18 protein-coding genes are annotated in these 21,672 nt (G+C 41.7%); 16 read left to right on the forward strand and 2 right to left on the reverse strand.

Translation table 11 applies throughout. The annotated features are described in order from the left end of the window. The first annotated feature begins 61 nt into the window (after positions 1-61). The 16 genes from FSC11_RS01420 (at position 62) to FSC11_RS01495 (ending at position 20,658) form a co-directional block, all read left to right on the forward strand. Entirely contained in the window at positions 62-1,120 is a 1,059-nt protein-coding gene (locus FSC11_RS01420; protein ID WP_004810013.1) for a pilus assembly protein PilM, read from the forward strand. After that, positions 1,120-1,761 (forward strand): PilN domain-containing protein, encoded by a 642-nt coding sequence (locus FSC11_RS01425; RefSeq protein WP_163164720.1) that lies wholly within the window; start codon positions 1,120-1,122, stop codon positions 1,759-1,761. Before FSC11_RS01420 ends, FSC11_RS01425 begins: the two co-directional genes overlap by 1 nt. After that, complete coding sequence (locus FSC11_RS01430) at positions 1,755-2,474, forward strand: type IV pilus inner membrane component PilO (protein WP_026056744.1); 720 nt, start codon at positions 1,755-1,757, stop codon at positions 2,472-2,474. Before FSC11_RS01425 ends, FSC11_RS01430 begins: the two co-directional genes overlap by 7 nt. Next, entirely contained in the window at positions 2,474-3,001 is a 528-nt protein-coding gene (locus tag FSC11_RS01435; RefSeq protein ID WP_004810006.1) for a pilus assembly protein PilP, read from the forward strand. The genes FSC11_RS01430 and FSC11_RS01435 overlap by 1 nt, the downstream gene beginning before the upstream one ends. A 16-nt stretch (positions 3,002-3,017) precedes the next feature. Continuing rightward, on the forward strand, positions 3,018-5,117 hold the full coding sequence (locus FSC11_RS01440; protein ID WP_163164722.1) for a type IV pilus secretin PilQ: 2,100 nt from the start codon (positions 3,018-3,020) through the stop codon (positions 5,115-5,117). Positions 5,118-5,153: 36 nt separating this feature from the next. Beyond that, on the forward strand, positions 5,154-5,690 hold the full coding sequence (gene aroK / locus FSC11_RS01445) for a shikimate kinase AroK (protein ID WP_004896271.1): 537 nt from the start codon (positions 5,154-5,156) through the stop codon (positions 5,688-5,690). Positions 5,691-5,717: 27 nt separating this feature from the next. Beyond that, a complete protein-coding gene (aroB, locus tag FSC11_RS01450) occupies positions 5,718-6,797 on the forward strand; it encodes a 3-dehydroquinate synthase (RefSeq protein ID WP_163164724.1) in 1,080 nt (359 codons plus the stop codon). A 13-nt stretch (positions 6,798-6,810) separates the two neighbouring features. Next, on the forward strand, positions 6,811-7,653 hold the full coding sequence (locus tag FSC11_RS01455; protein ID WP_163164726.1) for a hypothetical protein: 843 nt from the start codon (positions 6,811-6,813) through the stop codon (positions 7,651-7,653). Between the two features lie 461 nt (positions 7,654-8,114). Further along, on the forward strand, positions 8,115-12,590 hold the full coding sequence (gene gltB / locus FSC11_RS01460; RefSeq protein ID WP_171260570.1) for a glutamate synthase large subunit: 4,476 nt from the start codon (positions 8,115-8,117) through the stop codon (positions 12,588-12,590). A 72-nt stretch (positions 12,591-12,662) separates the two neighbouring features. Next, positions 12,663-14,084: an FAD-dependent oxidoreductase gene (locus FSC11_RS01465; RefSeq protein WP_163164728.1), complete on the forward strand. Its 1,422-nt coding sequence runs from the start codon at positions 12,663-12,665 to the stop codon at positions 14,082-14,084. A gap of 184 nt (positions 14,085-14,268) precedes the next feature. Then, a complete protein-coding gene (locus FSC11_RS01470) occupies positions 14,269-14,859 on the forward strand; it encodes a LemA family protein (RefSeq protein ID WP_163164730.1) in 591 nt (196 codons plus the stop codon). Positions 14,860-14,888: 29 nt separating this feature from the next. Continuing rightward, positions 14,889-15,926 (forward strand): TPM domain-containing protein, encoded by a 1,038-nt coding sequence (locus tag FSC11_RS01475; protein ID WP_163164732.1) that lies wholly within the window; start codon positions 14,889-14,891, stop codon positions 15,924-15,926. Beyond that, positions 15,920-16,480 carry a TPM domain-containing protein gene (locus FSC11_RS01480; RefSeq protein WP_163164733.1) on the forward strand — a complete coding sequence of 187 codons (561 nt, stop codon included), beginning with the start codon at positions 15,920-15,922 and terminating at the stop codon, positions 16,478-16,480. The genes FSC11_RS01475 and FSC11_RS01480 overlap by 7 nt, the downstream gene beginning before the upstream one ends. Positions 16,481-16,700: 220 nt before the next feature. After that, on the forward strand, positions 16,701-17,183 hold the full coding sequence (locus tag FSC11_RS01485) for a pilin (RefSeq protein WP_420867677.1): 483 nt from the start codon (positions 16,701-16,703) through the stop codon (positions 17,181-17,183). A gap of 61 nt (positions 17,184-17,244) precedes the next feature. After that, complete coding sequence (locus FSC11_RS01490; RefSeq protein WP_163164737.1) at positions 17,245-18,933, forward strand: O-antigen ligase family protein; 1,689 nt, start codon at positions 17,245-17,247, stop codon at positions 18,931-18,933. An 87-nt stretch (positions 18,934-19,020) separates the two neighbouring features. Further along, the gene (locus FSC11_RS01495) at positions 19,021-20,658 is read left to right on the forward strand and encodes a PglL family O-oligosaccharyltransferase (protein WP_163164739.1); all 1,638 of its coding nucleotides are present in this window, start codon (positions 19,021-19,023) and stop codon (positions 20,656-20,658) included. Positions 20,659-20,712: 54 nt separating this feature from the next. On the opposite strand, the gene bfr is transcribed toward FSC11_RS01495, so the two are convergent. Together bfr and FSC11_RS01505 are read right to left on the reverse strand one after the other, a co-directional pair. Then, the gene (gene bfr, locus FSC11_RS01500) at positions 20,713-21,177 is read right to left on the reverse strand and encodes a heteropolymeric bacterioferritin subunit Bfr (protein WP_163164741.1); all 465 of its coding nucleotides are present in this window, start codon (positions 21,175-21,177) and stop codon (positions 20,713-20,715) included. Between the two features lie 241 nt (positions 21,178-21,418). Next, positions 21,419-21,613, reverse strand: a complete 195-nt coding sequence (locus tag FSC11_RS01505; protein ID WP_005223443.1) for a bacterioferritin-associated ferredoxin — start codon at positions 21,611-21,613, stop codon at positions 21,419-21,421. Between the last annotated feature and the right edge of the window lie 59 nt (positions 21,614-21,672).

Raw genomic sequence — 21,672 nt, forward strand, 5'->3', positions numbered from 1 at the left:
ACCGATTATACCTAGTAGGCTACTTTATTTTTGGGGATAAAAAAATAATAGGAATGATATTGTGCGCAGGTTATATCGTAAGCCAAACAAGGGGTTAATAGGCGTCGACATCAGCTCGACTTCTGTTAAAGTTTTGGAACTCTCTATGAAAAGCGGACGGTACTGGGTAGAAAGCTATGCTTTAGTCCCATTACCAGAAGGTAGTGTTGTTGAAAAAAACATCTTAAATCCAGAAGCCGTCGGTGATGCTTTGGCTCGTGCTATTAACTTGGCCAATACCCAATCTAACCAGGCTGCATTTGCGATTCCTACGTCTATGGCGATCACCAAAACGATCGAAATGGATGCAGATATGACAAGTGATGAACGGGAAGTTCAAATTCGTGAAGATGCCGAACAATACATTCCATTCCCGCTCGATGAAGCCAGCATTGACTTTGAAGTCTTGCCTGATCGATTGTCTAATCCAAATCGTGTCAACGTTCTGTTGGTCGCAACCCGTATTGAAAATGTCGAAGCCCGTTCTGAAGTACTGCAAATTGCGGGGATCACACCCAAGATTGCAGATGTAGAAAGCTTTGCATTGGAAAATGCTTTCAGGGTGTTTGCTGATACTTTACCAATGGGCGTAAATACTGTCGGTATTCTGGATATTGGTCATAGCATGACAACTCTATCAGTTATGCGGAACAACAAGATTATTTATACCCGTGAGCAGGTGTTTGGGGGAAAACAGCTGACTCAGGAAATCCAGAATCGTTATGGTCTGTCTTTTGAAGAAGCGGGACGTGCCAAGAAAACACGTGCATTGCCAGATGACTATGATATTGAAGTCTTGGAACCATTCTTAGATGCTGTGGTACAACAGGCGGCTCGTTCATTGCAGTTTTTCTTTTCATCTTCTCAGTTTAATGAAATTGACCATATCCTGTTGGCAGGGGGGAATGCCAATATTCCGGGTCTGGCAAAATTATTACAGCAAAAGCTTGGTTACCGTGTCACGATCGCGAATCCATTTTTACAAATGGGCTTTTCTCCTCAAATTGATATTAAAAAAATTGAAAATGACGCGTCCTCACTCATGGTTGCATGTGGTTTGGCATTGAGGAGTTTTGATTAATGGCAAAAATTAACTTACTTCCTTGGCGTGATGAGCTCAGGATAAAAAGAAATAACGAATTTGTCGCATATTGCGTCGGGGCCTTGTTGCTAGGGGTAACAGCAGCTGGAGGAAGCTGGTTCTACTATGATCAAAAATTACAGGATCAAGAACAAGCCAACCAACTCATCATCAGTACCAATCAGAATCTGGATGTACAGCTAAAATCTCTGGAAGGTTTACAGGAACAGCGTAATGCGATTGTGGAACGCATGAAACTGATTCAAGGTTTACAAACCCAGCGTCCAATTGCCGTACATCTTATTGACGAGATTGTACGTGTGACACCAAGTGATATGTATATCACCAGATTTGTTCGTAGTGGTGATAAGTTCACTATTGAAGGGAAAGCAGCAAGTCCAAATACGGTTGCAGAATTATTGCGTAATCTCGAAGCTTCTACCTGGTACCGTAATGCTTTCATGAATGCATTCCTGGTGGCGGAAGAGAACAAGGACAAGGCGCCAAGCTCTATTATTCCACGTGTTGAAGAATCTTATGGCACATTTACAGTGACAGTGGATCTAGACCAGATTGCTCAACCGGTGCTTTCAGAACAACAGCCGCAAGCGGCTGCAGCAATAGGAGGGGCGACATCATGAGCGAACAATTTGATGAATTAGGTCAGGAAGCTGTTGTTGTACCAAAAAATAAAATGACGGTAGAAAAGTTTTTTCAGCAATTTAATACCCTCGATCCAAATAACTATGGTAGCTGGCCACTGGCTGTAAAGATTACCTGCTGGGTATTTATTGTTTTTCTGGTTTTGATGCTGGCTTATTTCGGTCTGATTCGAGGCAAGATTGAATCAATTACTCAGGCCAATGCGCAAGAACAGAATCTGTTAAATGAATTCCGTGAGAAAGATTCCAAACTGCGTAATTTGCAACAATACCAACAGCAACTTCAGGATATGGAAGCAAGCTTTAACCAACAGCTTGAACAGTTACCAAAGGAAACTGAAATCCCAGGTCTGGTTGAAGATATTAACTTGAGTGGTGTCAATGCCGGGCTGAAGTTTAAGAATATCCGTCTTGAACCTGAAGTAAAACAAGAGTTCTTTATTGAACAGCCAATTTCTATTGAAGCAACGGGTGATTATCATGCCTTTGGTTCATTTGTCAGCGGGATTGCAGGATTGTCTCGTATCGTGACGCTACACGACTTTACGATTACAGGCACTGAAAATAAAGAGAAGAAAACAGATATCCCGGTTGTAGATTATACCTTGAAGGCAAAAACCTATCGTTATGTCGGTAGTGCCAACTCAGCATCGGCAGATACAACAGCTGCAAATAGTCAGGGGGCACAGTAATGAAGATGATCAAGATTGCTTCAGCACTTACTGCCGGATTGATCCTGGCAGGTTGTGAATCACGTATTGATGTGGTCAATCAGGAAATGGCCAATATCCGCAATCAACCGGCATTGCCCATTGAGCCAGCACCCGATTTTGCTCCGGTTGAAACTTTTAGTTATGCAGCACATCAGCTAAAAAGTCCTTTCTTGCCAAGTTCATTGGCAGCAGAACTGAAAATTATGGCAGGGAAACGGGTTTATCCAAACCTATCACGTCAATTGCAACCCTTAGAAAGTTATCCGCTTGAAACTTTGACCATGAAAGGAAGTCTCAAAAATCAGGCTGGACAGATTATGGCTTTAATTAATACGCCAGATGGGGAAATTGAACGTGTACAGCGCGGTAGTTATATGGGACTTAATCATGGTCGGGTGATCCATATCACACCGACACAAATTGATCTGATCGAGATTATTCCAGATGGACGCGATGGCTATGTGGAACGCCCTCGCAGTATGGTCCTGATTGGGCCTGCGCCATAAGTTAAAGGGAATAACAATGAATAAAAGTTTTAAAGAATTTATTTTTGGGGATGCTAATACAATGAATCATGTGTTTCGTCAGTTTTCAATGGGGGCAGTTGCCATTGCTGTTATGCAGGCGGCAAGTGCACAGGTTTCGATGACCAATGTGGTGCCAATGCAAATTCCAGGACAAGGTACTGAAATTCGTGTGATGTTTAATGGCTTGCCACCTCAACCACAAGCTTATCAATTAGAATCACCATCACGTCTGATTCTGGATTTTGATAAAGCACAGCAGAATTTAAAGCAAAGCAGTATTGCTGTTGCAACGAAAGAAGCAAGTTCTGTAGATGTGACTTCAGATGCCCAGCGTGCACGTTTAACTGTGAATCTGGCTGATGCGGGTGCATTTACCACGCGTGTTGAAGGCAATACCTTTATTCTAAAAATCAATTCAACCAATCCAGTTATCCCTGTACAGCCAGTCGTACAACAAAATACTCAAGGCATTACCAATATTGGGTTCCAGCGCGGGGCGAAAGGTGAAGGTCAGGTCGTGATCGATCTGGCGAGTGGTAATACACCGGTTGATGTACAACAGCAAGGCACTAAAGTTATTGTACGGGCATTAGGCTCCAAGATCCCGGCACATTTAACCCGTCGTCTGAATGTGAATGATTTTGCTACACCTGTTTCGACAGTAGATGCAGTCAACCAGAATGGCTCTGGAGTGATTACCATTCAAACTTCAGACAGCTATGAATACATGGCTTATCAAACCGATAATAAACTGACAATTAGTTTAAAACGCCCAGAAGAGAAAAATCCATTACGTCCAAAAGCTGTTCAACATTATACCGGTAAGAAAATTTCTTTAGATTTTCAGGATATTGAAGTACGCCGAGTATTACAGCTGCTAGCAGATTTTACTGACATTAATATGGTTGCAGCAGACAGCGTACAAGGCAATATTACTTTACGTCTTAAGGAAGTGCCTTGGGATCAGGCTTTAGATATTGTTTTAAAGACTAAGAACTTGGACAAACGTCGTAATGGTAATGTGATCTGGATCGCGCCTGTATCTGAGCTCATTAAAGCTGAAGAAGAAGAAGCCAAAGCACTTGCACAAAGTGTAAAGCTTGCTCCTATTCAGACAGAGTATATGCAACTCAGTTATGCCAAAGCAGCGGATATTGAAAAGCTCATCACGCAAAATAAAGGAGCCTCAAGTACCGGTTCTAATTCAGGTAGTACAAGTGGAGATGATAAGGAAAGTCTACTGAGTTCTCGTGGCTCAATTTCAATTGATACTCGTACAAATACATTAATTATTAATGACACACAGCCCTTCATTGATAAAATCCGTAATATGGTCGATCTGCTTGATGTACAGGTAAAGCAGGTGATGGTTGAAGCACGTATTGTAACGGCAGAGACAAATTTTTCCCGTGATTTGGGCATACGTTGGGGATTGCAGCGTAATAATCCTAGTTTAAGCGCTGGTCCTAATGGTTCTAATGTCTGGGGTGGCGATTATTCTCCAAAATTAGATTTAAGTGTAGATTTAGGTACACCTACCGCCGGAACCTTTAGCTTTGGAATATTAAAGATTTCCGATTATATGCTTGATCTACAATTAACTGCATTACAGTCCGATGGAATGGGGGAGGTACTCTCGGCTCCTAAAATTCTTACTGGTGATAAGCAAAAAGCTTATATCTTAAGAGGTACAGAGATTCCTTATCAATCATATAGTGCGGAAGGTGGTACAACAACTTCATTTAAAGAGGCAAACCTTAAGTTAGAAGTAACGCCGAGTATTACTCCTGATGGAAAAGTACAGATGGAACTTACAATTGAAAAAGATTCAATTGGAGAGCTTACCTCTGACGGTCCAGCAATTAATACGAATGAACTGCAAACTAACGTGCTAGTAAATGATGGAGAGACTGTTGTATTGGGAGGTATTTTTGATGATTTTAAATCAAATCAATACCAAAAAGTGCCTTTTCTTGGAGATCTGCCTGTTATTGGGAATTTATTCAAGAATAACAGTAAAGTTTCGGAACAAGCCGAGCTCCTGATTTTTGTTACACCTCGAATTGTTAATGACAGTGTTTCAAGAAATCATTAATATATTTTGAAATTAACAAAATGAATAGGTGACTCCTTGCCAAGCAAAGAGTTTGAATCCCTGCCAAATATCTATTTGGTAGGGCCGATGGGGGCGGGAAAGACAACAGTAGGACGGCATTTAGCAGAATTGTTAGGACGAGAATTTCTGGATAGTGATCATGAAATTGAGCGTAAAACAGGTGCAACGATTCCCTGGATCTTTGAAAAAGAGGGTGAGCAGGGCTTTCGCAGTCGTGAGACGGTTGTCATTGATGAGTTAACTTCACGACCACAGTTGGTTTTGGCCACAGGTGGTGGTGCGGTGACTCAGGCGCCTAACCGCGAATATCTGAAACAGCGAGGCATCGTTGTTTATCTCTATACTCCTGTGGAAATCCAGCTCCAGCGAACCTATCGCGACAAAAACCGTCCCTTATTACAAGTTGAAAATCCGGAACAGAAACTTAAAGATCTGCTGGCAATTCGGGATCCGCTGTATCGGGAAGTCGCACACCATATTATTGAGACCAATCAGGGTGCTGCACGTGATCTGGCACAGCGTATTCTGCATCTCATCCTTCCGAAAAAATAAGTTCAGTAGAAAAGTGGTTACCCCATCATGCAAACCTTACATGTCGAACTCGGTGAACGTCGTTATCCAATTTTTATTGGTAGCGATTTAAATCCTCAGCAGCTGTTAGAACCTTATATTCATGGTAAACAGGTGATGATTGTCAGTAATGATACGGTGGCACCACTATATCTGGAACATTATAAGACAGCCTTGGAAAACCTGGGTAAAACGGTAGCGAACTGTATTTTGCCTGATGGCGAGAAATTTAAGGATATTCAACATTTAAACCTGATTTTTGATGCATTGCTTGAAGCGGGTTTTAACCGGGATTGTACGGTATTGGCGTTGGGTGGTGGCGTGATTGGTGATATGGCTGGTTTTGCTTCAGCCTGTTTCCAGCGTGGTGTGTACTTTATTCAAGTTCCAACAACTTTGCTTTCGCAGGTGGATTCCAGTGTTGGTGGTAAAACCGGGATCAACCATCCACTCGGTAAAAACATGATTGGTGCTTTCCAGCAGCCACAAGTCGTGCTGGCGGATATGTCCCAGTTATCAACCTTGCCAGATCGTGAATTATCAGCAGGTCTTGCTGAAGTCATTAAATATGCATTACTCGGTGATAAGGACTTCCTGGTTTGGCTGGAAGCCAATATGGAAGGTCTGATTGCTCGTGATGAGCAGTTGCTCGCTGAAGCTGTTTATCGTTCCTGTGCGCATAAAGCCCGTATCGTGGCGAACGATGAAAAAGAGCAAGGTGAGCGTGCTTTACTCAATCTCGGTCATACTTTTGGCCATGCCATCGAGTCTTATCTGGGCTATGGTGAATGGCTGCATGGTGAGGCGGTGGCAACCGGTATGGTCATGGCCGCTGATTTATCACAGCGTATGGGCTGGATTTCCGAAGCCGAGGTAGAGCGTACAAAAAAAATCATTTCTCGTGCCAAACTTCCGATTGTTTGTCCTAAAATTCCTCTGGATGATTTCCTGGGATATATGGCACATGACAAAAAAGTCTTAAATGGACAGTTACGTCTGGTATTGCTGGAACAATTAGGACAAGCGATTATCACCCGAGACTTTGATGTAGAATTAATGAAGCAGGCCATTCTGGCCAATCAAGCATAGGTAATTTTAGAAAATGACAGCACTCCATACGCCATGGCAAAAGATTCAGCATTATTTTTGGCTGGTGACTGCGGTAGGCTGTCTTTTTGTTGCGCTCATTTTTTGGGCAATTACAGATAAGGATCAGGTCACTCCTGTAGAGAAAAAGCCTGAAACAGAGGTCGAACTACTGATTCAACCAGAAAAAGTCGCTTCAATGACCCATCTTGGTGCATTAAATGAGGAAGTTCATCCGCTGGATATGACTACACGCACCATTGTAAATGCAAACCATGAAGCCGAGTTTCGTGGTACCAAATATGTTACTCAATTTAAAAATCAGTATGCGATTGAACTGTTTCGGGTCTCTGATGAAATAATTATTAAAAACTTCTTAAGAAAACAGATAGATCGTAATAAATTCATATATTTACGACTGTCAGACGAAAATATGCCTGAGCAATATGTTTTACTCTATGGTTCTTATAAATCAGCAAATCAAGCGAAGCAGGCACTGGATCATTTGAATATGGATTTGCCAAAATCAGTTAAACCAGCTGTGCAGCAAATTCAAGATTATCAACCTTATGTAAATAACTTAGGTTCTGATGAGCTGACGTCTAACCAGAAACTCTATCAAGTGCGATTAAAAAATGTGCCTCTACCAAAAGTAGAGGAAACAGTAGTTCCTAAACCGCAGAGCCAGCCGTCATCAAATACGCCAAGTACCACCAGTACAACCATTGTTCGTCGTGATCCATCGGGGAATATAGTAGATGTGCAGAAGTCTGAAAGCACTGTACTGTCAACGCCACGTGCTCAACCTAATGGTCAACAACGTGCTGAAGAACAAGAGATAAGTGATCCTTTTAACTAATACAAATTTGGGTGCGAGCTAAAATAGCGCACCCTGTATGAAAAAATGCTATAAATGTGCGCTTTTGGTGCAAAAAATACACAATAAAAATCATCACTCTGTATCTAATATTTGCTAAATCTTTGTCATTGGTATTGTTTCTGTCTTAGTGCATCAAGTTGGCATGTTCTTTGCTTTATTGGTGCATGAATTGAATTAATCTCCCTGTTTTGGCGCGAAAATGATTCGATGATTATGCGTAAGTGTCATATTTAGTCGTTATTTTTATGTGATTTCTGAGTCTTTTAAACTTTATTTTTCATGCGTATTAATCTGAAAAGGTTTATCTTCAAGGTGTGAAGAAAAGTTTTACTCTGCTAATAGAAATTTCCTCGAAAGTAAATTGGACGCCATCGCAAAGACGGATTTAGATTGTTTAACAGCCCGCCAGGGCTTTGTGATAAGAAGGGTACGCTATGCACATGCCATCGCCTAATAATGTAGCTCCCGCTCAAGGTTTATACCAACCGGATGAGTTTAAAGATAACTGTGGTTTCGGTTTGATCGCCCATATGCAGGGTGATGCAAGCCATGATCTCGTCAAGACCGCAATTCATAGTTTAAGTTGTATGACCCACCGTGGTGGTATTGCCGCAGATGGTAAGACTGGTGATGGTTGTGGTTTGCTTTTGGCAATGCCAAAGGAATTCTTTCGTGAAGAAGCAAAGCGTTTAAGTGATATTACCTTAAGCGAAATTTTTGCTGTAGGTACGATCTTCCTGAACTTGGATCCTGCACTGGCAGCACACGCAAAACAAGTATTAACCAAAGAAATTGAAGAAGAAGGTTGCCGCGTTATCGCATGGCGTGTGGTACCCACCAACAATGGCGCGTTAGGTGAGATTGCGATGCAGTCTTTGCCTGCTTTTGAACAGGTCATTGTTAACTGCCCAATCGGTGTCACTGAGGTTGAATTTAACCGTAAGTTATTCCTGGCGCGTCGTCGTGCCGAGCAGAAACTGACAAATGATCCATACTTCTATGTGACTACCTTATGCTCAACTGTGATCAGCTACAAAGGTCTGATGATGCCAGCAGCAATTGCTGATTTCTATACTGACCTGGCTGATGAGCGTCTGGCGTCACATATTGTAGTGTTCCACCAACGTTTCTCGACCAATACCTTGCCGCGCTGGCCGTTGGCACAACCGTTCCGTTACCTGGCGCACAATGGTGAAATCAATACCATTACTGCAAACCGTAACTGGGCGCTGGCGCGTACACCTAAATTCGAAAATCCATTACTGCCAGGCTTGACTGAACTGAACCCAATTGTTAACCGTACTGGTTCGGATTCTTCTAGTCTGGATAATATGCTGGAAATCCTCGTAGGTGGTGGTATGGACCTGTTCCGTGCACTCCGTATGCTGGTTCCACCCGCTTGGCAGAATGTTGAAACACTTGATGCTGACTTACGTGCCTTCTATGAGTTTAACTCTAAGCATATGGAAGCATGGGATGGTCCTGCAGGACTTGTAATACAGGATGGTCGTCATGCGATCTGTATGCTGGACCGTAATGGTTTGCGTCCTGCGCGTTGGGTCGTGACTAAAAATGGTTATATCACCCTGGCGTCTGAAATCGGTGTCTGGGGTTATGAGCCTGAAGATGTAGTATCTAAAGGTCGTGTAGGTCCAGGCCAGATTCTGGTTGTGGATACCTTGACTGGTAAAGTATTAGATACTCAGGATGTCAATAACCACTTGAAACGTATGCGTCCATACCGTGAATGGCTGCGTGAAAATTCAGTACGTCTACAGGGTAGCCCTGAGCTGGAAGAATACCTGTGCGATCAAGGCTTAAAAGGCGATAGCTTAAAAGCAGCACAAAAAATGTTCATGGTGACTTTTGAAGAACGTGACCAGTTATTACGTCCAATCGCAGAAAGCGGTCAGGAAGCTGTAGGTTCAATGGGTGACGATACGCCAATGGCCGTGTTATCACGTCAGGTACGTCACGTTTCCGATTACTTCCGTCAGCAGTTTGCGCAGGTCACTAACCCGCCAATCGATCCACTACGTGAATCGATTGTGATGTCACTGGAAACCTGCTTCGGTCGTGAACAGAATGTATTTGAACAGAGCCCAGAACATGCAGACCGTTTGATCGTATCCAGCCCGGTGCTGACGAATTCAAAAATGCATCAGATCCGTACCATTGGCCGTAAAGGTTACGAAATCGCGGATATCGACCTGAACTATCCAGAAGCGGAAGGTCTTGAAGCGGCGATTGCACGTATCTGTGAAGAATCTGCCCAAGCGATTCGTGATGGTAAGACTTTACTGGTTCTTTCAGACAAGAAAATCCGTGAAGGTTTCTTGCCAGCGAATGCTGTGATGGTCACTGGTGCAGTACACCATTATCTGATCAATACAGGTCTGCGTACCGATGCGAATCTGATTATCGAAACTGGTTTTGCTCGTGATCCACATCAGTTTGCTGTACTTCTAGGCTTTGGTGCGACAGCGATCTATCCATACCTGGCGTATGACGTGATCAATGATCTGGTTGCGAAAGGTGAATTGCTGGGTGATCCGGTATACGCGCAAAACAACTTCCGTAAGGGTATTGAAAAAGGCTTACTAAAAGTCCTGTCCAAGATGGGTATTTCAACCGTTGCTTCTTACCGTGGCGGTCAGCTGTTTGAAGCAGTGGGCTTATCCAATGAAGTCGTGAACACATGTTTCGTTGGTGTACCAAGCCGTATTCAGGGTGCAACATTTGTTGATCTTGAAAATGACCAGAAACAATTGGCTGATATCGCGTGGAAAAACCGTAAACCAATTGATCAAGGTGGCTTGCTGAAATTTGTATTCGGTAAGGAATACCATGCATTTAACCCGGACGTAATTAATTCACTGCATAAAGCAGTACGTTCTGGTAATTATGCTGATTTTAAAGAATATGCAGAACTTGTGAATAACCGTCCGATCGCAACGATCCGTGACCTATTTAAACTGAAAACAGACAATTCGATTGCACTGGATCAAGTGGAATCGGTAGAAGAGATCCTGCCTCGCTTTGACTCTGCGGGTATGTCTTTAGGTGCATTGTCGCCTGAAGCACACGAAGCGATTGCGATTGCCATGAACACGATTGGTGGTCGTTCAAACTCAGGTGAGGGCGGTGAAGATCCAGCGCGTTACGGCACCATCCGTAACTCGAAAATCAAACAAATTGCATCGGGCCGTTTTGGTGTGACTCCTGCTTACTTAACGTCAGCAGAAGTCCTGCAAATTAAAGTCGCGCAAGGTGCAAAACCAGGTGAAGGTGGCCAGTTGCCGGGCGGTAAAGTAAACGGTCTCATTGCTCGTTTGCGTTACTCTGTACCAGGTGTAACCCTCATTTCGCCACCACCGCATCATGACATCTATTCAATTGAAGATTTATCACAGTTGATCTTTGATTTAAAACAAGTTAACCCACAGGCGATGGTGTCAGTTAAGCTTGTTTCTGAACCAGGTGTCGGTACGATTGCGGCAGGTGTAGCGAAAGCCTATGCTGACTTCATTACCATTTCTGGTTATGACGGCGGTACAGCGGCTTCTCCACTTTCCTCTATTCATCATGCAGGTTCGCCTTGGGAACTTGGTCTAAGTGAAGCGCATCAAGCCCTTCGTGTAAATGACCTGCGTGGCAAAGTCCGCGTACAAACTGATGGCGGTTTAAAAACTGGTCTGGACGTTGTGAAAGCAGCAATTCTAGGTGCAGAAAGCTTCGGCTTTGGTTCAACACCAATGATCGCATTGGGCTGTAAATACCTGCGTATCTGTCACTTGAATAACTGTGCAACCGGTGTAGCAACCCAGCAGGATCACTTGCGTCAAGAACACTACATCGGCGAACCACAAATGCTGATCAACTTCTTCACCTTTATTGCTGAAGAAACCCGTGAATGGTTAGCAGCACTCGGTGTATCTAGTCTGAAAGACCTGATTGGCCGTACCGATCTGCTAGAAGTCTTGCCAGGTGAAACTGACAAGCATGCACATCTAGATCTGAGCAAACTGCTGGAGTCACATCCTGCAGCTGAAGGTAAAGCACAGTACTGTGAAGTTCAGGGCAATGCGCCGTTTGATAAAGGTATTTTGGCTGAGAAAATGGTAGAAGAAATTCTGCCAGCGATTGAAGCGGGTACTGGTGGCGAATATCACTACAGCATTGGTAACTGTGACCGTTCGATTGGTGCACGTCTGTCTGGTGAGATTGCAAAACGTTATGGCAACCTCAGCATGGAAGCTCATCCGGTTAAAGTAAACTTGCTGGGTACAGCAGGTCAGTCACTGGGTGTATGGAATGCCGGTGGTCTGCACATCAGCCTTGAAGGTGACGCCAATGACTATGTCGGTAAAGGCATGGCAGGCGGTCGTATCTCGATCTTCCCACCGAAAGGTTCACCATTCCAGACACAAAATACCGCAATTATTGGTAATACCTGTCTGTATGGGGCGACTGGCGGTAAACTGTTTGCTGCAGGTACTGCGGGTGAGCGTTTTGCGGTACGTAACTCTGGCGCCTTCGCCGTGATTGAAGGTGCGGGCGACCACTGCTGTGAATATATGACTGGTGGTATTGTGACTGTGCTTGGTAAAGTAGGCCACAACTTCGGTGCAGGTATGACCGGTGGGTTTGCCTATGTACTTGATCTGGATAATGACTTCGTTGACCATTACAACCATGAACTGATTGAGCTGAATCGTATTTCTACGGAAGCGATGGAAGAGCACAAAGAGTTCCTGGGTCGTATCCTGGATGAACATATTAAAGAAACAGGTAGTGCTTGGGCGTACAAGATCCGCCACGAGTTTGACTTCTATAGCCGTAAGTTCTGGTTGGTAAAACCAAAAGCTGCCAACTTGCAAACGCTGTTGAAAACAACTCAAGCTGATCCACAATAATTCCACTACTGCAGAAATAAAGGCAGATGCAAGGTAACTGTGAATCCCTTGCATCTACCCACGGAGAGAGACATGGCAGAACGCCTAAGTAATGACTTTCAATTCCTGGATGTAGCACGCCAAGATCCAGAGAAAAAAGAGATTGACGTCCGCAAAGCAGAATTTGTGGAAATTTATAAACCTTTCACAACTGAAGTGGCTGCAAATCAGTCACATCGTTGTCTAGGTTGCGGTAATCCGTATTGTGAATGGAAATGTCCGGTTCATAATTATATTCCAAACTGGTTGAAGTTGCTGGCAGAGGGCCGTATTTTCCAGGCAGCAGAACTGTGCCATCAAACCAATACACTGCCTGAAGTCTGTGGTCGTGTTTGTCCACAAGATCGTCTATGTGAAGGTGCTTGTACCCTGAATGATGGTTTCGGTGCAGTCACCATTGGTAATGCAGAAAAATATATCAATGACACCGCCTTTGCATTGGGCTGGCGTCCAGATATGTCCAATGTAAAATGGACTAATAAAAAAGTTGCCATCATTGGTGCAGGTCCTGCCGGACTTGGTTGTGCGGATATTTTAGTTCGTGCCGGCGTAAAGCCAGTCGTGTTTGACAAACGTCCAGAAATTGGTGGTTTGCTCACTTTTGGTATTCCAGAATTCAAGATGGAAAAAGATGTGATGAAACGCCGCCGTGAAATTTTCACGGGCATGGGCATTGAATTCCGTTTAAATACTGAAATTGGTACAGATATCACCATCGATCAATTGCTTGCAGAATACGACGCTGTGTTTATGGGGATGGGAACATATACCTACATGAAAGGCGGTTTTGCTGGTGAAGATTTGGATGGCGTTTATGATGCACTCGATTTCCTTATTGCCAATGTCAATCGTTGCCAGGGCTGGGAAAAAGATCCATCGGAATACATCAGCGTTGAAGGCAAGAAAGTCATCGTTTTAGGTGGTGGTGATACGGCGATGGACTGTAACCGTACCTCCATCCGTCAAGGTGCTGAGTCTGTTATCTGTGCCTACCGTCGTGATGAAGAAAATATGCCGGGTTCACGTCGTGAAGTAAAAAATGCACGTGAAGAAGGGGTGGAATTCCAGTTTAACCGTCAGCCAATCGAAATTGTCGGTGAAAATGGCAAAGTCACTGGCGTGAAATTTGTCACTACCCAACTCAGTGAGCCAGATAGCCGTGGTCGCCGTAGTCCGGAACCAATTCCAGGTTCAGAAGAAATTTTGCCTGCGGATACTGTATTACTTGCCTTTGGTTTCCGTACCAGCCCAGCGGACTGGTTTGCAGATGTCGAGATTAATCTGGATGGTTCTGGTCGTGTCGTTGCCGCTGAGCAGCAGCAATATAAATTCCAGACTTCAAATCCGAAAATTTTTGCCGGTGGTGATATGGTGCGTGGTTCTGACCTAGTAGTCACTGCGATCTGGGAAGGTCGTCAGGCTGCAGAAGGTATCCTGGATTACCTCGATATCTAACAGTTAAAAATTCACTGTAATCATTTAAGGAACCCGCTACGGCGGGTTTTTTAATCTTTAATTATTTCCAAACTTAAAATAGGAAGCATTAAAAAGATTATAAAAAGTAACAAAACTTTAGAAAATACTGTTTAAAATCAAATTAATTATATAAATATCAATAAAGAATTGAGGACGAGACATCATGCGTGTATTCAAACAATCTCTCATAGCTGTGATGCTGGCCAGTACCTTAACCCTGAGTGGCTGTGGCTATAACACTTTACAGGTCAAAGATGAGGCTGTGACTGCAGCCTGGTCTGAAGTACAGAACCAGTATCAGCGTCGTGCCGATCTTGTGCCAAATCTGGTGAATGTCGTAAAAGGTTATGCCGCGCATGAAGAGCAGGTGCTTACAGAAGTCACTCAGGCACGAGCCAATGTAGCAGGCCTCAAAGTCGATCAGGAAGTACTGGAAAATCCTGAACTATTCCAGCGTTATCAGGAAGCACAGTCACAAATGACCAGTGCTTTGTCACGTTTATTGGCGGTCACTGAAAATTATCCAGACCTGAAAGCTAATCAGCAGTTCCGTGATTTGCAAGTACAGCTAGAAGGTACAGAAAACCGGATTGCCGTAGCGCGTAACCGTTATATTACGACAGTACAGGACTTCAACTCTTATGCGCGTCAGTTTCCACAAGTCATGACCGCCAAAGTGATTGGCATGGACACCAAACCGAACTTTAGCGCCGAGCAAAGTGCACAGAAAGCTCCAACGGTTTCCTTTGAATAACTAAGATCTGTAAATAAGTGAGGAATCAGATGTCTGAGATGCTGCTGAAATACTGTGCTGGTTTAATTCTTATGTTGGGCATGGGAATGACAACACTTGTTTCAGCAGAAACGGCGACGGCTACAGATACTGAAGAAGTCATCGTAGCTCGTGAAATCTTACAGCCTAAAACGAATCAAAATACTCCGGATCAAAATACAGAAACTGCAGCATCACAGCCACAAATTGCCAATGATATGGCAGAAGGGCAGCTTCAGCGCGACTTGCCAAGTCTGAACGAACCGGTCATTGATCAGGCAAATTTACTCAGTCCTACTGAAAAACAGCAGCTGAGCCAGCGTATCCTGAAACTTTATAATGAAGGTAAAGGTCAGATTGGTGTGGTGATTGTACCGACTACCGGACAGGAAGATATTTTTGATTATTCCATGCGGGTCGCTGAGGCCTGGCAGCTTGGTTCGGCTAAACGGGATAATGGTTTATTGATGACCATTGCCATCAATGATCGCCGTATTCAGATTCTGACTGGCTATGGTCTGGAAGGTGTACTGCCGGACATCGTGGCAGGACGGATTATTAACGATAAAATCACGCCATATTTTAAACAAGGCCAATATGCTCAGGGGATTGATTCAGGACTGGAGGAAATTGAACGGATTTTAAATCTTGATCCTGAAATTGCCGCCCAAGCCGCGGATGAGCTAAAAGAGCGACACGAACAGGCTTATAAAGCCCAGCAAGCTTCTCAAGCAACTTTTGGTGCCGTGATTTTTATTATCATCGCTGGTGTGGTTGCTTCGATGATTTTCGGTAAAAAGCTCAGTGCTGCAACTGCTGCAGTTGCAGGCACAGCTGCTGGCTTAGTCAATGGCATGGGCTTAATTGCCAGTTTAATGATTGGGATTGGCGTATTTTTTGTATTAATCACTTCACTGGCGCAACTACTTTTGTATGCCTTTGCTTCTGGTGCTGGTCGTGGCGGTGGAGGAAGAGGTGGATTTGGTGGCGGCGGCTTCGGTGGAGGCGGTGGCGGCTTTGGTGGGGGAGGAGCATCAGGCTCATGGTAACAACGACAGATACAACAGAGATTGTCACACAGCCGAAGCTGGAAGAGTATGCACGGCCGAGTTTTAAACGCTGGCTCAAGCATTTCTTTTATATGCCGGCAACCAAGCGTTTTTTCTCCAAGCAGGATCAACATGCGATTGCACTAGCTGTTGAAGAAGCAGAGCATGGGCATGTGGGGGAGATTCAGGTCGTGATAGAAGGCTGTCTGCCTTCACGATCTGCCTATTACCAAGATACCTTATGTCGTGCCCGACAGCTATTTGCTGAACTTGGAGTTTGGGATACTGAATATAATAGTGGTGTGCTGCTATATTTAAACCTGTGTGAACATAAGGTTGAGATTGTGATTGATCGGGGAATTAAGAATGCAACGACCCAACAAGTCTGGGATGAAATCTGTCAAAGCATCATTCGAAATCTGGCTCAGCAACAGTATAAGGAAGGTATAATTGAGGGTGTGAAGCAGGTTGGACAGGTCTTAGATCAGTACTATGATCGTAAAATAGATGATTTAAACAATGAATTAGGGAATAAACCGATTATTCTGGGGTGATTTTAGTCAACTAACTGACATTTTTTGTCAGTTAGTTACACAAAAGAAAACAAAAAAATTACAAAAATAAAAATATTTTTTTAAAGTGCTGTTTTTTATCTCAATTTTATTATAATAAAACTTGGCACACTTAGTGCTAAATATAAAATTAAGCTAAATGAGCTTTTTCTTTAGGCTTATAAATAAACAAAAAACATTTGTGGAGAATGTTATGAACACTATGCAAAAGGGTTTTACTCTTATTGAATTAATGATTGTTGTAGCAATTATCGGTATTCTTGCTGCTGTAGCGATTCCTGCTTATCAAGATTACACTGTACGTGCTAAAGTAACAGAAGGACTATCTTTGGCGTCATCTGCAAAGACTGCTGTTTCTGAAAATGCTGCAAATGCAACTGCTTTTGGTAGTGGTTGGACAGCGCCATCAGCAACACCAAACGTAAGTAGTGTAAATATTAACTCAACTAACGGTCGTATTACGATTACATATACTACAGCTGTTGCTCCAGCTAATGCTAATACATTAGTATTAAGTCCTTTGAATGGAGATCGTGCAACTGGTACTGCTCTAGTAAAAGGTGTTCCACCTGCAGCTGGTTCAATTACATGGGTATGTCGTTCTGCAGGTGCAACAACAGCTGTTGCTAATGCAGGAGCTGGTACGCTTGAATCTAAATATGCTCCAGCAGAATGCCGTAACTAATATCTTAGACATTGAAAAAGCCAGTTATATAACTGGCTTTTTTTTTGAAAGGCAAAAGTAAATGATTTTAGAATTTTTTAAAAAATATTTGTTTATATTTTTATTTGGAATGGCTTATTTATATGGGGTAATTAGCCCACAGCATTATTCTCCAAGTTCTCATGATTTTTATATAAATACCATATGTTTTATTATTGTTTTAATAGGGTTGTTTTTCTTTTTTTTTAATAAAGAAATTAAAATAAATTATTCAAACTTAATTTGGGTGTTGATATTTTTTATTATATTGTTGCAACCTTTATTTAACAATATTATATATGTTGATGCTCTTATTTTCCCTTTGTCGGTGGTATTTGTTTGTTTTCTTATTTCGATTTTGGGTGATTATGTTAAAGAAAATTATAATATAAAATATATTTTATTAATTTTAAGTGGTTTTTTTGTGGTTGGTGCTTTTCTATTGTTTATAACACAATTAGCACATGTATTTAAATTAAATGAAATTGTAGATTTTTTTGGGCTGCCTTTACAATATCAAAGATTTTCTGGAAATTTATATCAATCAAATCAAACTGCTTTTGTATTTGTATTGGGCATATTATCAGTTATTTTTTTAGCGAGCCAAATAAAAAAATATAAATATTTAACGATTTTATATATATTTTCTCTTGGTATAGGGGTTGCCTTAACCTCTAGTAGAGTTGGCGTACTTATGCTGATTTTACTTGTTTTGATGTATAACATTTATTTAAACAATAAGAATCACCACTTTTTAAAATTTAACTATACATTTAGTGCATTTACAGGACTTTTTTCAGGGATTATTCTCTACAACTTTATTGCTTCAAATGACCAAATTATACAACGAACTTTAAAAGCAGTTGATGACCCTCGCATTTCGTTATTTAAACAATCTTTTTATATTATAAAAGATAATCCTTTCTTTGGTGTAGGTTGGAAGAATTTTTCAAGTACAAATTTAGAGTATTATCATTACTTAGATTGGATCAGTATTACAGATCACTCACATAATTTATTTACACAATTATTAGCAGAATTTGGTTTTTTATTTGGTGGAATGATTATTGGTTACTTTTTTTGGATATTCTTGAGGGGTATTTTTTTAAATAAATTTGACTCAATAAAATTTTATATACTAATGGTTTTATTGGTATTTTTATTTTATTCAATGTTTGAATTTCCATTGTGGTATTTTAGATATATATTTATTTTTTCTCTTTTCTTGTCATTTTTTAGTTTAGATGGGAAAAATATTTGCATTATTAAGAAGCCAATATTGATTTCAGTAACATGTTTTTGTTTATCTATTGTTTCAGTGTTCTATTTGGTTGAATATAGAAAGATCGCAACAACAAATGCTATTTTGAATGATATAAACATTGCACAAAAGGATAAATTTATAAAAGTCGCTAATATGAGCAATGTCATTGGATTTAGTAGCTTTAAAGATCAGTTACTTTTTAGTTTGGTTACACCTGATGGATTTATGCTTGAAGAAGCAATTTCTTTAGGTGATAGAGTTACTAAATATACACCTACGAGAGAATTTTTGGTTAAGCAAGGAACGTTATTGGCTTTGAATGGAGATACTACAAAAGCAATCAGTTATTTTAATCTAGCATGCAAGTATGATTGGAATGCAAAATGTTCATTAATTCGAAATGATATTTTACAACTCTATAAGGCTTATCCATCTTCTTTTGAGGATATTGTAAAAAGGGTTAATTGATTTTTTAAATATGACAATCAAAAGCAGATTCCCCATCTATCTGCTTTTTGATTATCATATGCCCAACCTCCATCGCACATTTTTCACATGAAATCCACGCTTGCCCTCATTGCAGCAATTCTGATCTCCCTCGCATGGCTTATGCCCATCCACTACCGCCCATGGATAACCTATACCGGTGAGCTCTATGCCTTCTTCGCTTTATTCGCGCTTGCTACACTCTATCTAAAAGAAAAACTCAAAATTCCAGCTCTCAGTCTGCCATTGTTGCTACTCGCCTGTGTACCACTGATACATTTTCTGACAGGACAGGTATTTTTCTTTAGCACCGCCATGATGGGCTTTATTTTTGTTTTTAGCTTTTGGCTGGCAAGTGTACTTGGCTATAACTTTTCTACAGGAAACTATAACCGGGAAGAAACTTTCGCTAATCTGAGCTATGTGTTTTTGGCTTCAGGGACGATTACTGGTTTAATTGCGCTGTGTCAGTGGTCTAATCTGGATTCAATATTGCCAGGCATGGTCAATATTAGTGGCAACCAGCGACCTTATGCCAACTTTGCCCAACCCAATAATATGGCAACTTTTTTAGTCATGGCTTTGATGAGCTGTTTGTACCTTTATGAAAAGAAAAAAATCCAGACCAAATGGCTATTTGCTTGTGCTGCTGTGATTGTTATGGGAGTGGCGTTAAGCCAGTCCCGTACTGCTTGGGTGGCTGCGATTGCGATCATGTTGTATCTAGGTTTCTATCAATATAAAGGCATTATCCGCCTGAAGTGGTATAACAGTATTCTGTGGTTTATCTTCTTTATTTCTTGTATTGTCGCTTTTCCATTACTCAGTCAGCTGGCTACACAGATCATGGATGCCCAAGTGGTGCAAAGCCGTGATGTAGTTTCGCGTGCTACAGGTGATATGTCACGACTTGCCATCTGGCAGCAAATGCTGGCCGCGATTCAAGCTCAGCCATGGTTTGGTTATGGCTGGTATCAAACCAGTGTTGCTTTTGTCTCGATAACTGATACGGTTCAAGGTCCGGTCTGGATTCGTAGCGCACATAATTTTATTATCGATTTCCTGATCTGGAACGGGATGGTGATTGGTATACCTTTCCTAGCTTATTTCGGCTACTTGGGCTATCAAATGCAGCGATGGGTAAAGACGCCGGAGTCAGTCATTGGCATATTAATGATCGGTGCTTTTGTCACTCATGCCATGTTTGAGTTTCCACAGCACTATGCCTATTTCCTGTTACCAGTTGGTTTTATTATGGGGACAGTACTGGCGCAGCGAGCTGATGTAGCTAAACAGCTTGTTATACCATCGTGGCTGATAAAAGCAATCTTTGCGGTGGGTGTTATTTTAATTGCAGTCATTTACCGGGATTATGATACCGCTGTACCAAAACTCGGTCAGAGCATTCGCTATGAACAGCAGCCGGAAAAAATTACCAATGAAAAGCCGATCTTCTTGCTGACAGAATTTAATCATCGTATTGCCTGGATTCGTGTAAATCCTTATACCAAGATGAGTCAGGATGAAATTCATGAATATGAAAAATTGGTGGTGAGTTATCCAACCAAATACAACTTGTTAAAATATATTCGTTTACTGGCTTACAATGGTTATATCAAAGAGGCACATCACCAGCTCTGGCGTTTGAATACCATTCAAAAAACTGAACTGAACTATAATGAAGTCATTAAAGATATGCCGAAATAATTTGAATCTAATAAAAAAGCCATCATCATGATGGCTTTTTTATGTCTTTTGAAATCAAAGCTGGCTTTGAATATAGTTTTCAATACTTACACTTTGAATCAGATCAAGCTGAGTCGTTGTCCAATCTAAATATTCTTCTTCTTTTTCCATGATTTCTTGAACCAGATCACGAGTCACATAATCCATTTGAGTTTCAGCTAAAGCCACGGCTTGCTGGATGGTTTCAATATTCTCTTTGACTTTGCGTACGTCACATTGCAACACTTCTTGAGTGTGCTGACCAATATATAGTTTGCCTAAATGTTGCAGGTTTGGCAGACCTTCTAAAAATAAAATGCGTTCAATAATTTTATCGGCATGTTTCATCTGCACGATCGATTCTTTGTATTCGGCAGAACCGAGCTTCTCAATACCCCAGTCATTAAACATGCGTGAGTGCAGAAAATACTGGTTAATTGCAGTCAGGTGGTGATACAACACCTGGTTCAGCTGATTAATTACATCACGATTGCCTTTCATTGTATCACTCCGTATAGCTTGATGACCCATTTGTATTTATGGGTTTTTATATCAGATTATCTTAAATCATATGACTCGGCAATGGCGAGTAATTTATTGAACTGCAAATGAAAATCGCAATCAAATAGTATCAAATGAAATCTAAAACAATAAAAACCCGCCAGAGTCGAGGGCGGGGAGGAGTAATGATCGGAGATCATTGTTTTTATCATTATATTTATAGGGGTATTCAATATGCTATTTAGGCTGCAACTGCCAGACGCGCCGCAATCTGGGAAACTTCATCACTGATGATCATACGAGCTTCAGGTGCACAGCGGCCGCAACACGTGCCCAGGTCAAGCATTTCGCGTACTTCACGATAGCTTTCCGCCCCATTGGCAACAGCTTCTTTAATGTCTTGATCAGTAATGCCACGGCATAGACAAACATACATGTCAGATAACCACAGTGATTAAATAAGATAAGTGATATTATTGATAATTATTATCGTTT

The sequence above is a fragment of the Acinetobacter schindleri genome (assembly GCF_010918895.1).
GTDB classification, from domain to species: Bacteria; Pseudomonadota; Gammaproteobacteria; order Pseudomonadales; family Moraxellaceae; genus Acinetobacter; species Acinetobacter schindleri.

What these genes read in the sequence shown, in the direction of transcription:
- FSC11_RS01425 (WP_163164720.1), top strand. Translation starts at nt 1,120, where the DNA reads ATGGCAAAAATTAACTTACTTCCTTGGCGTGATGAGCTCAGGATAAAA.
- FSC11_RS01435 (WP_004810006.1), top strand. Translation starts at nt 2,474, where the DNA reads ATGAAGATGATCAAGATTGCTTCAGCACTTACTGCCGGATTGATCCTG.
- FSC11_RS01440 (WP_163164722.1), top strand. Translation starts at nt 3,018, where the DNA reads ATGAATAAAAGTTTTAAAGAATTTATTTTTGGGGATGCTAATACAATG.
- aroB (WP_163164724.1), top strand. Translation starts at nt 5,718, where the DNA reads ATGCAAACCTTACATGTCGAACTCGGTGAACGTCGTTATCCAATTTTT.
- FSC11_RS01455 (WP_163164726.1), top strand. Translation starts at nt 6,811, where the DNA reads ATGACAGCACTCCATACGCCATGGCAAAAGATTCAGCATTATTTTTGG.
- gltB (WP_171260570.1), top strand. Translation starts at nt 8,115, where the DNA reads ATGCCATCGCCTAATAATGTAGCTCCCGCTCAAGGTTTATACCAACCG.
- FSC11_RS01465 (WP_163164728.1), top strand. Translation starts at nt 12,663, where the DNA reads ATGGCAGAACGCCTAAGTAATGACTTTCAATTCCTGGATGTAGCACGC.
- FSC11_RS01470 (WP_163164730.1), top strand. Translation starts at nt 14,269, where the DNA reads ATGCGTGTATTCAAACAATCTCTCATAGCTGTGATGCTGGCCAGTACC.
- FSC11_RS01475 (WP_163164732.1), top strand. Translation starts at nt 14,889, where the DNA reads ATGTCTGAGATGCTGCTGAAATACTGTGCTGGTTTAATTCTTATGTTG.
- FSC11_RS01480 (WP_163164733.1), top strand. Translation starts at nt 15,920, where the DNA reads ATGGTAACAACGACAGATACAACAGAGATTGTCACACAGCCGAAGCTG.
- FSC11_RS01485 (WP_420867677.1), top strand. Translation starts at nt 16,701, where the DNA reads ATGCAAAAGGGTTTTACTCTTATTGAATTAATGATTGTTGTAGCAATT.
- FSC11_RS01490 (WP_163164737.1), top strand. Translation starts at nt 17,245, where the DNA reads ATGATTTTAGAATTTTTTAAAAAATATTTGTTTATATTTTTATTTGGA.
- FSC11_RS01495 (WP_163164739.1), top strand. Translation starts at nt 19,021, where the DNA reads ATGAAATCCACGCTTGCCCTCATTGCAGCAATTCTGATCTCCCTCGCA.
- bfr (WP_163164741.1), bottom strand. Translation starts at nt 21,177, where the DNA reads ATGAAAGGCAATCGTGATGTAATTAATCAGCTGAACCAGGTGTTGTAT.
- FSC11_RS01505 (WP_005223443.1), bottom strand. Translation starts at nt 21,613, where the DNA reads ATGTATGTTTGTCTATGCCGTGGCATTACTGATCAAGACATTAAAGAA.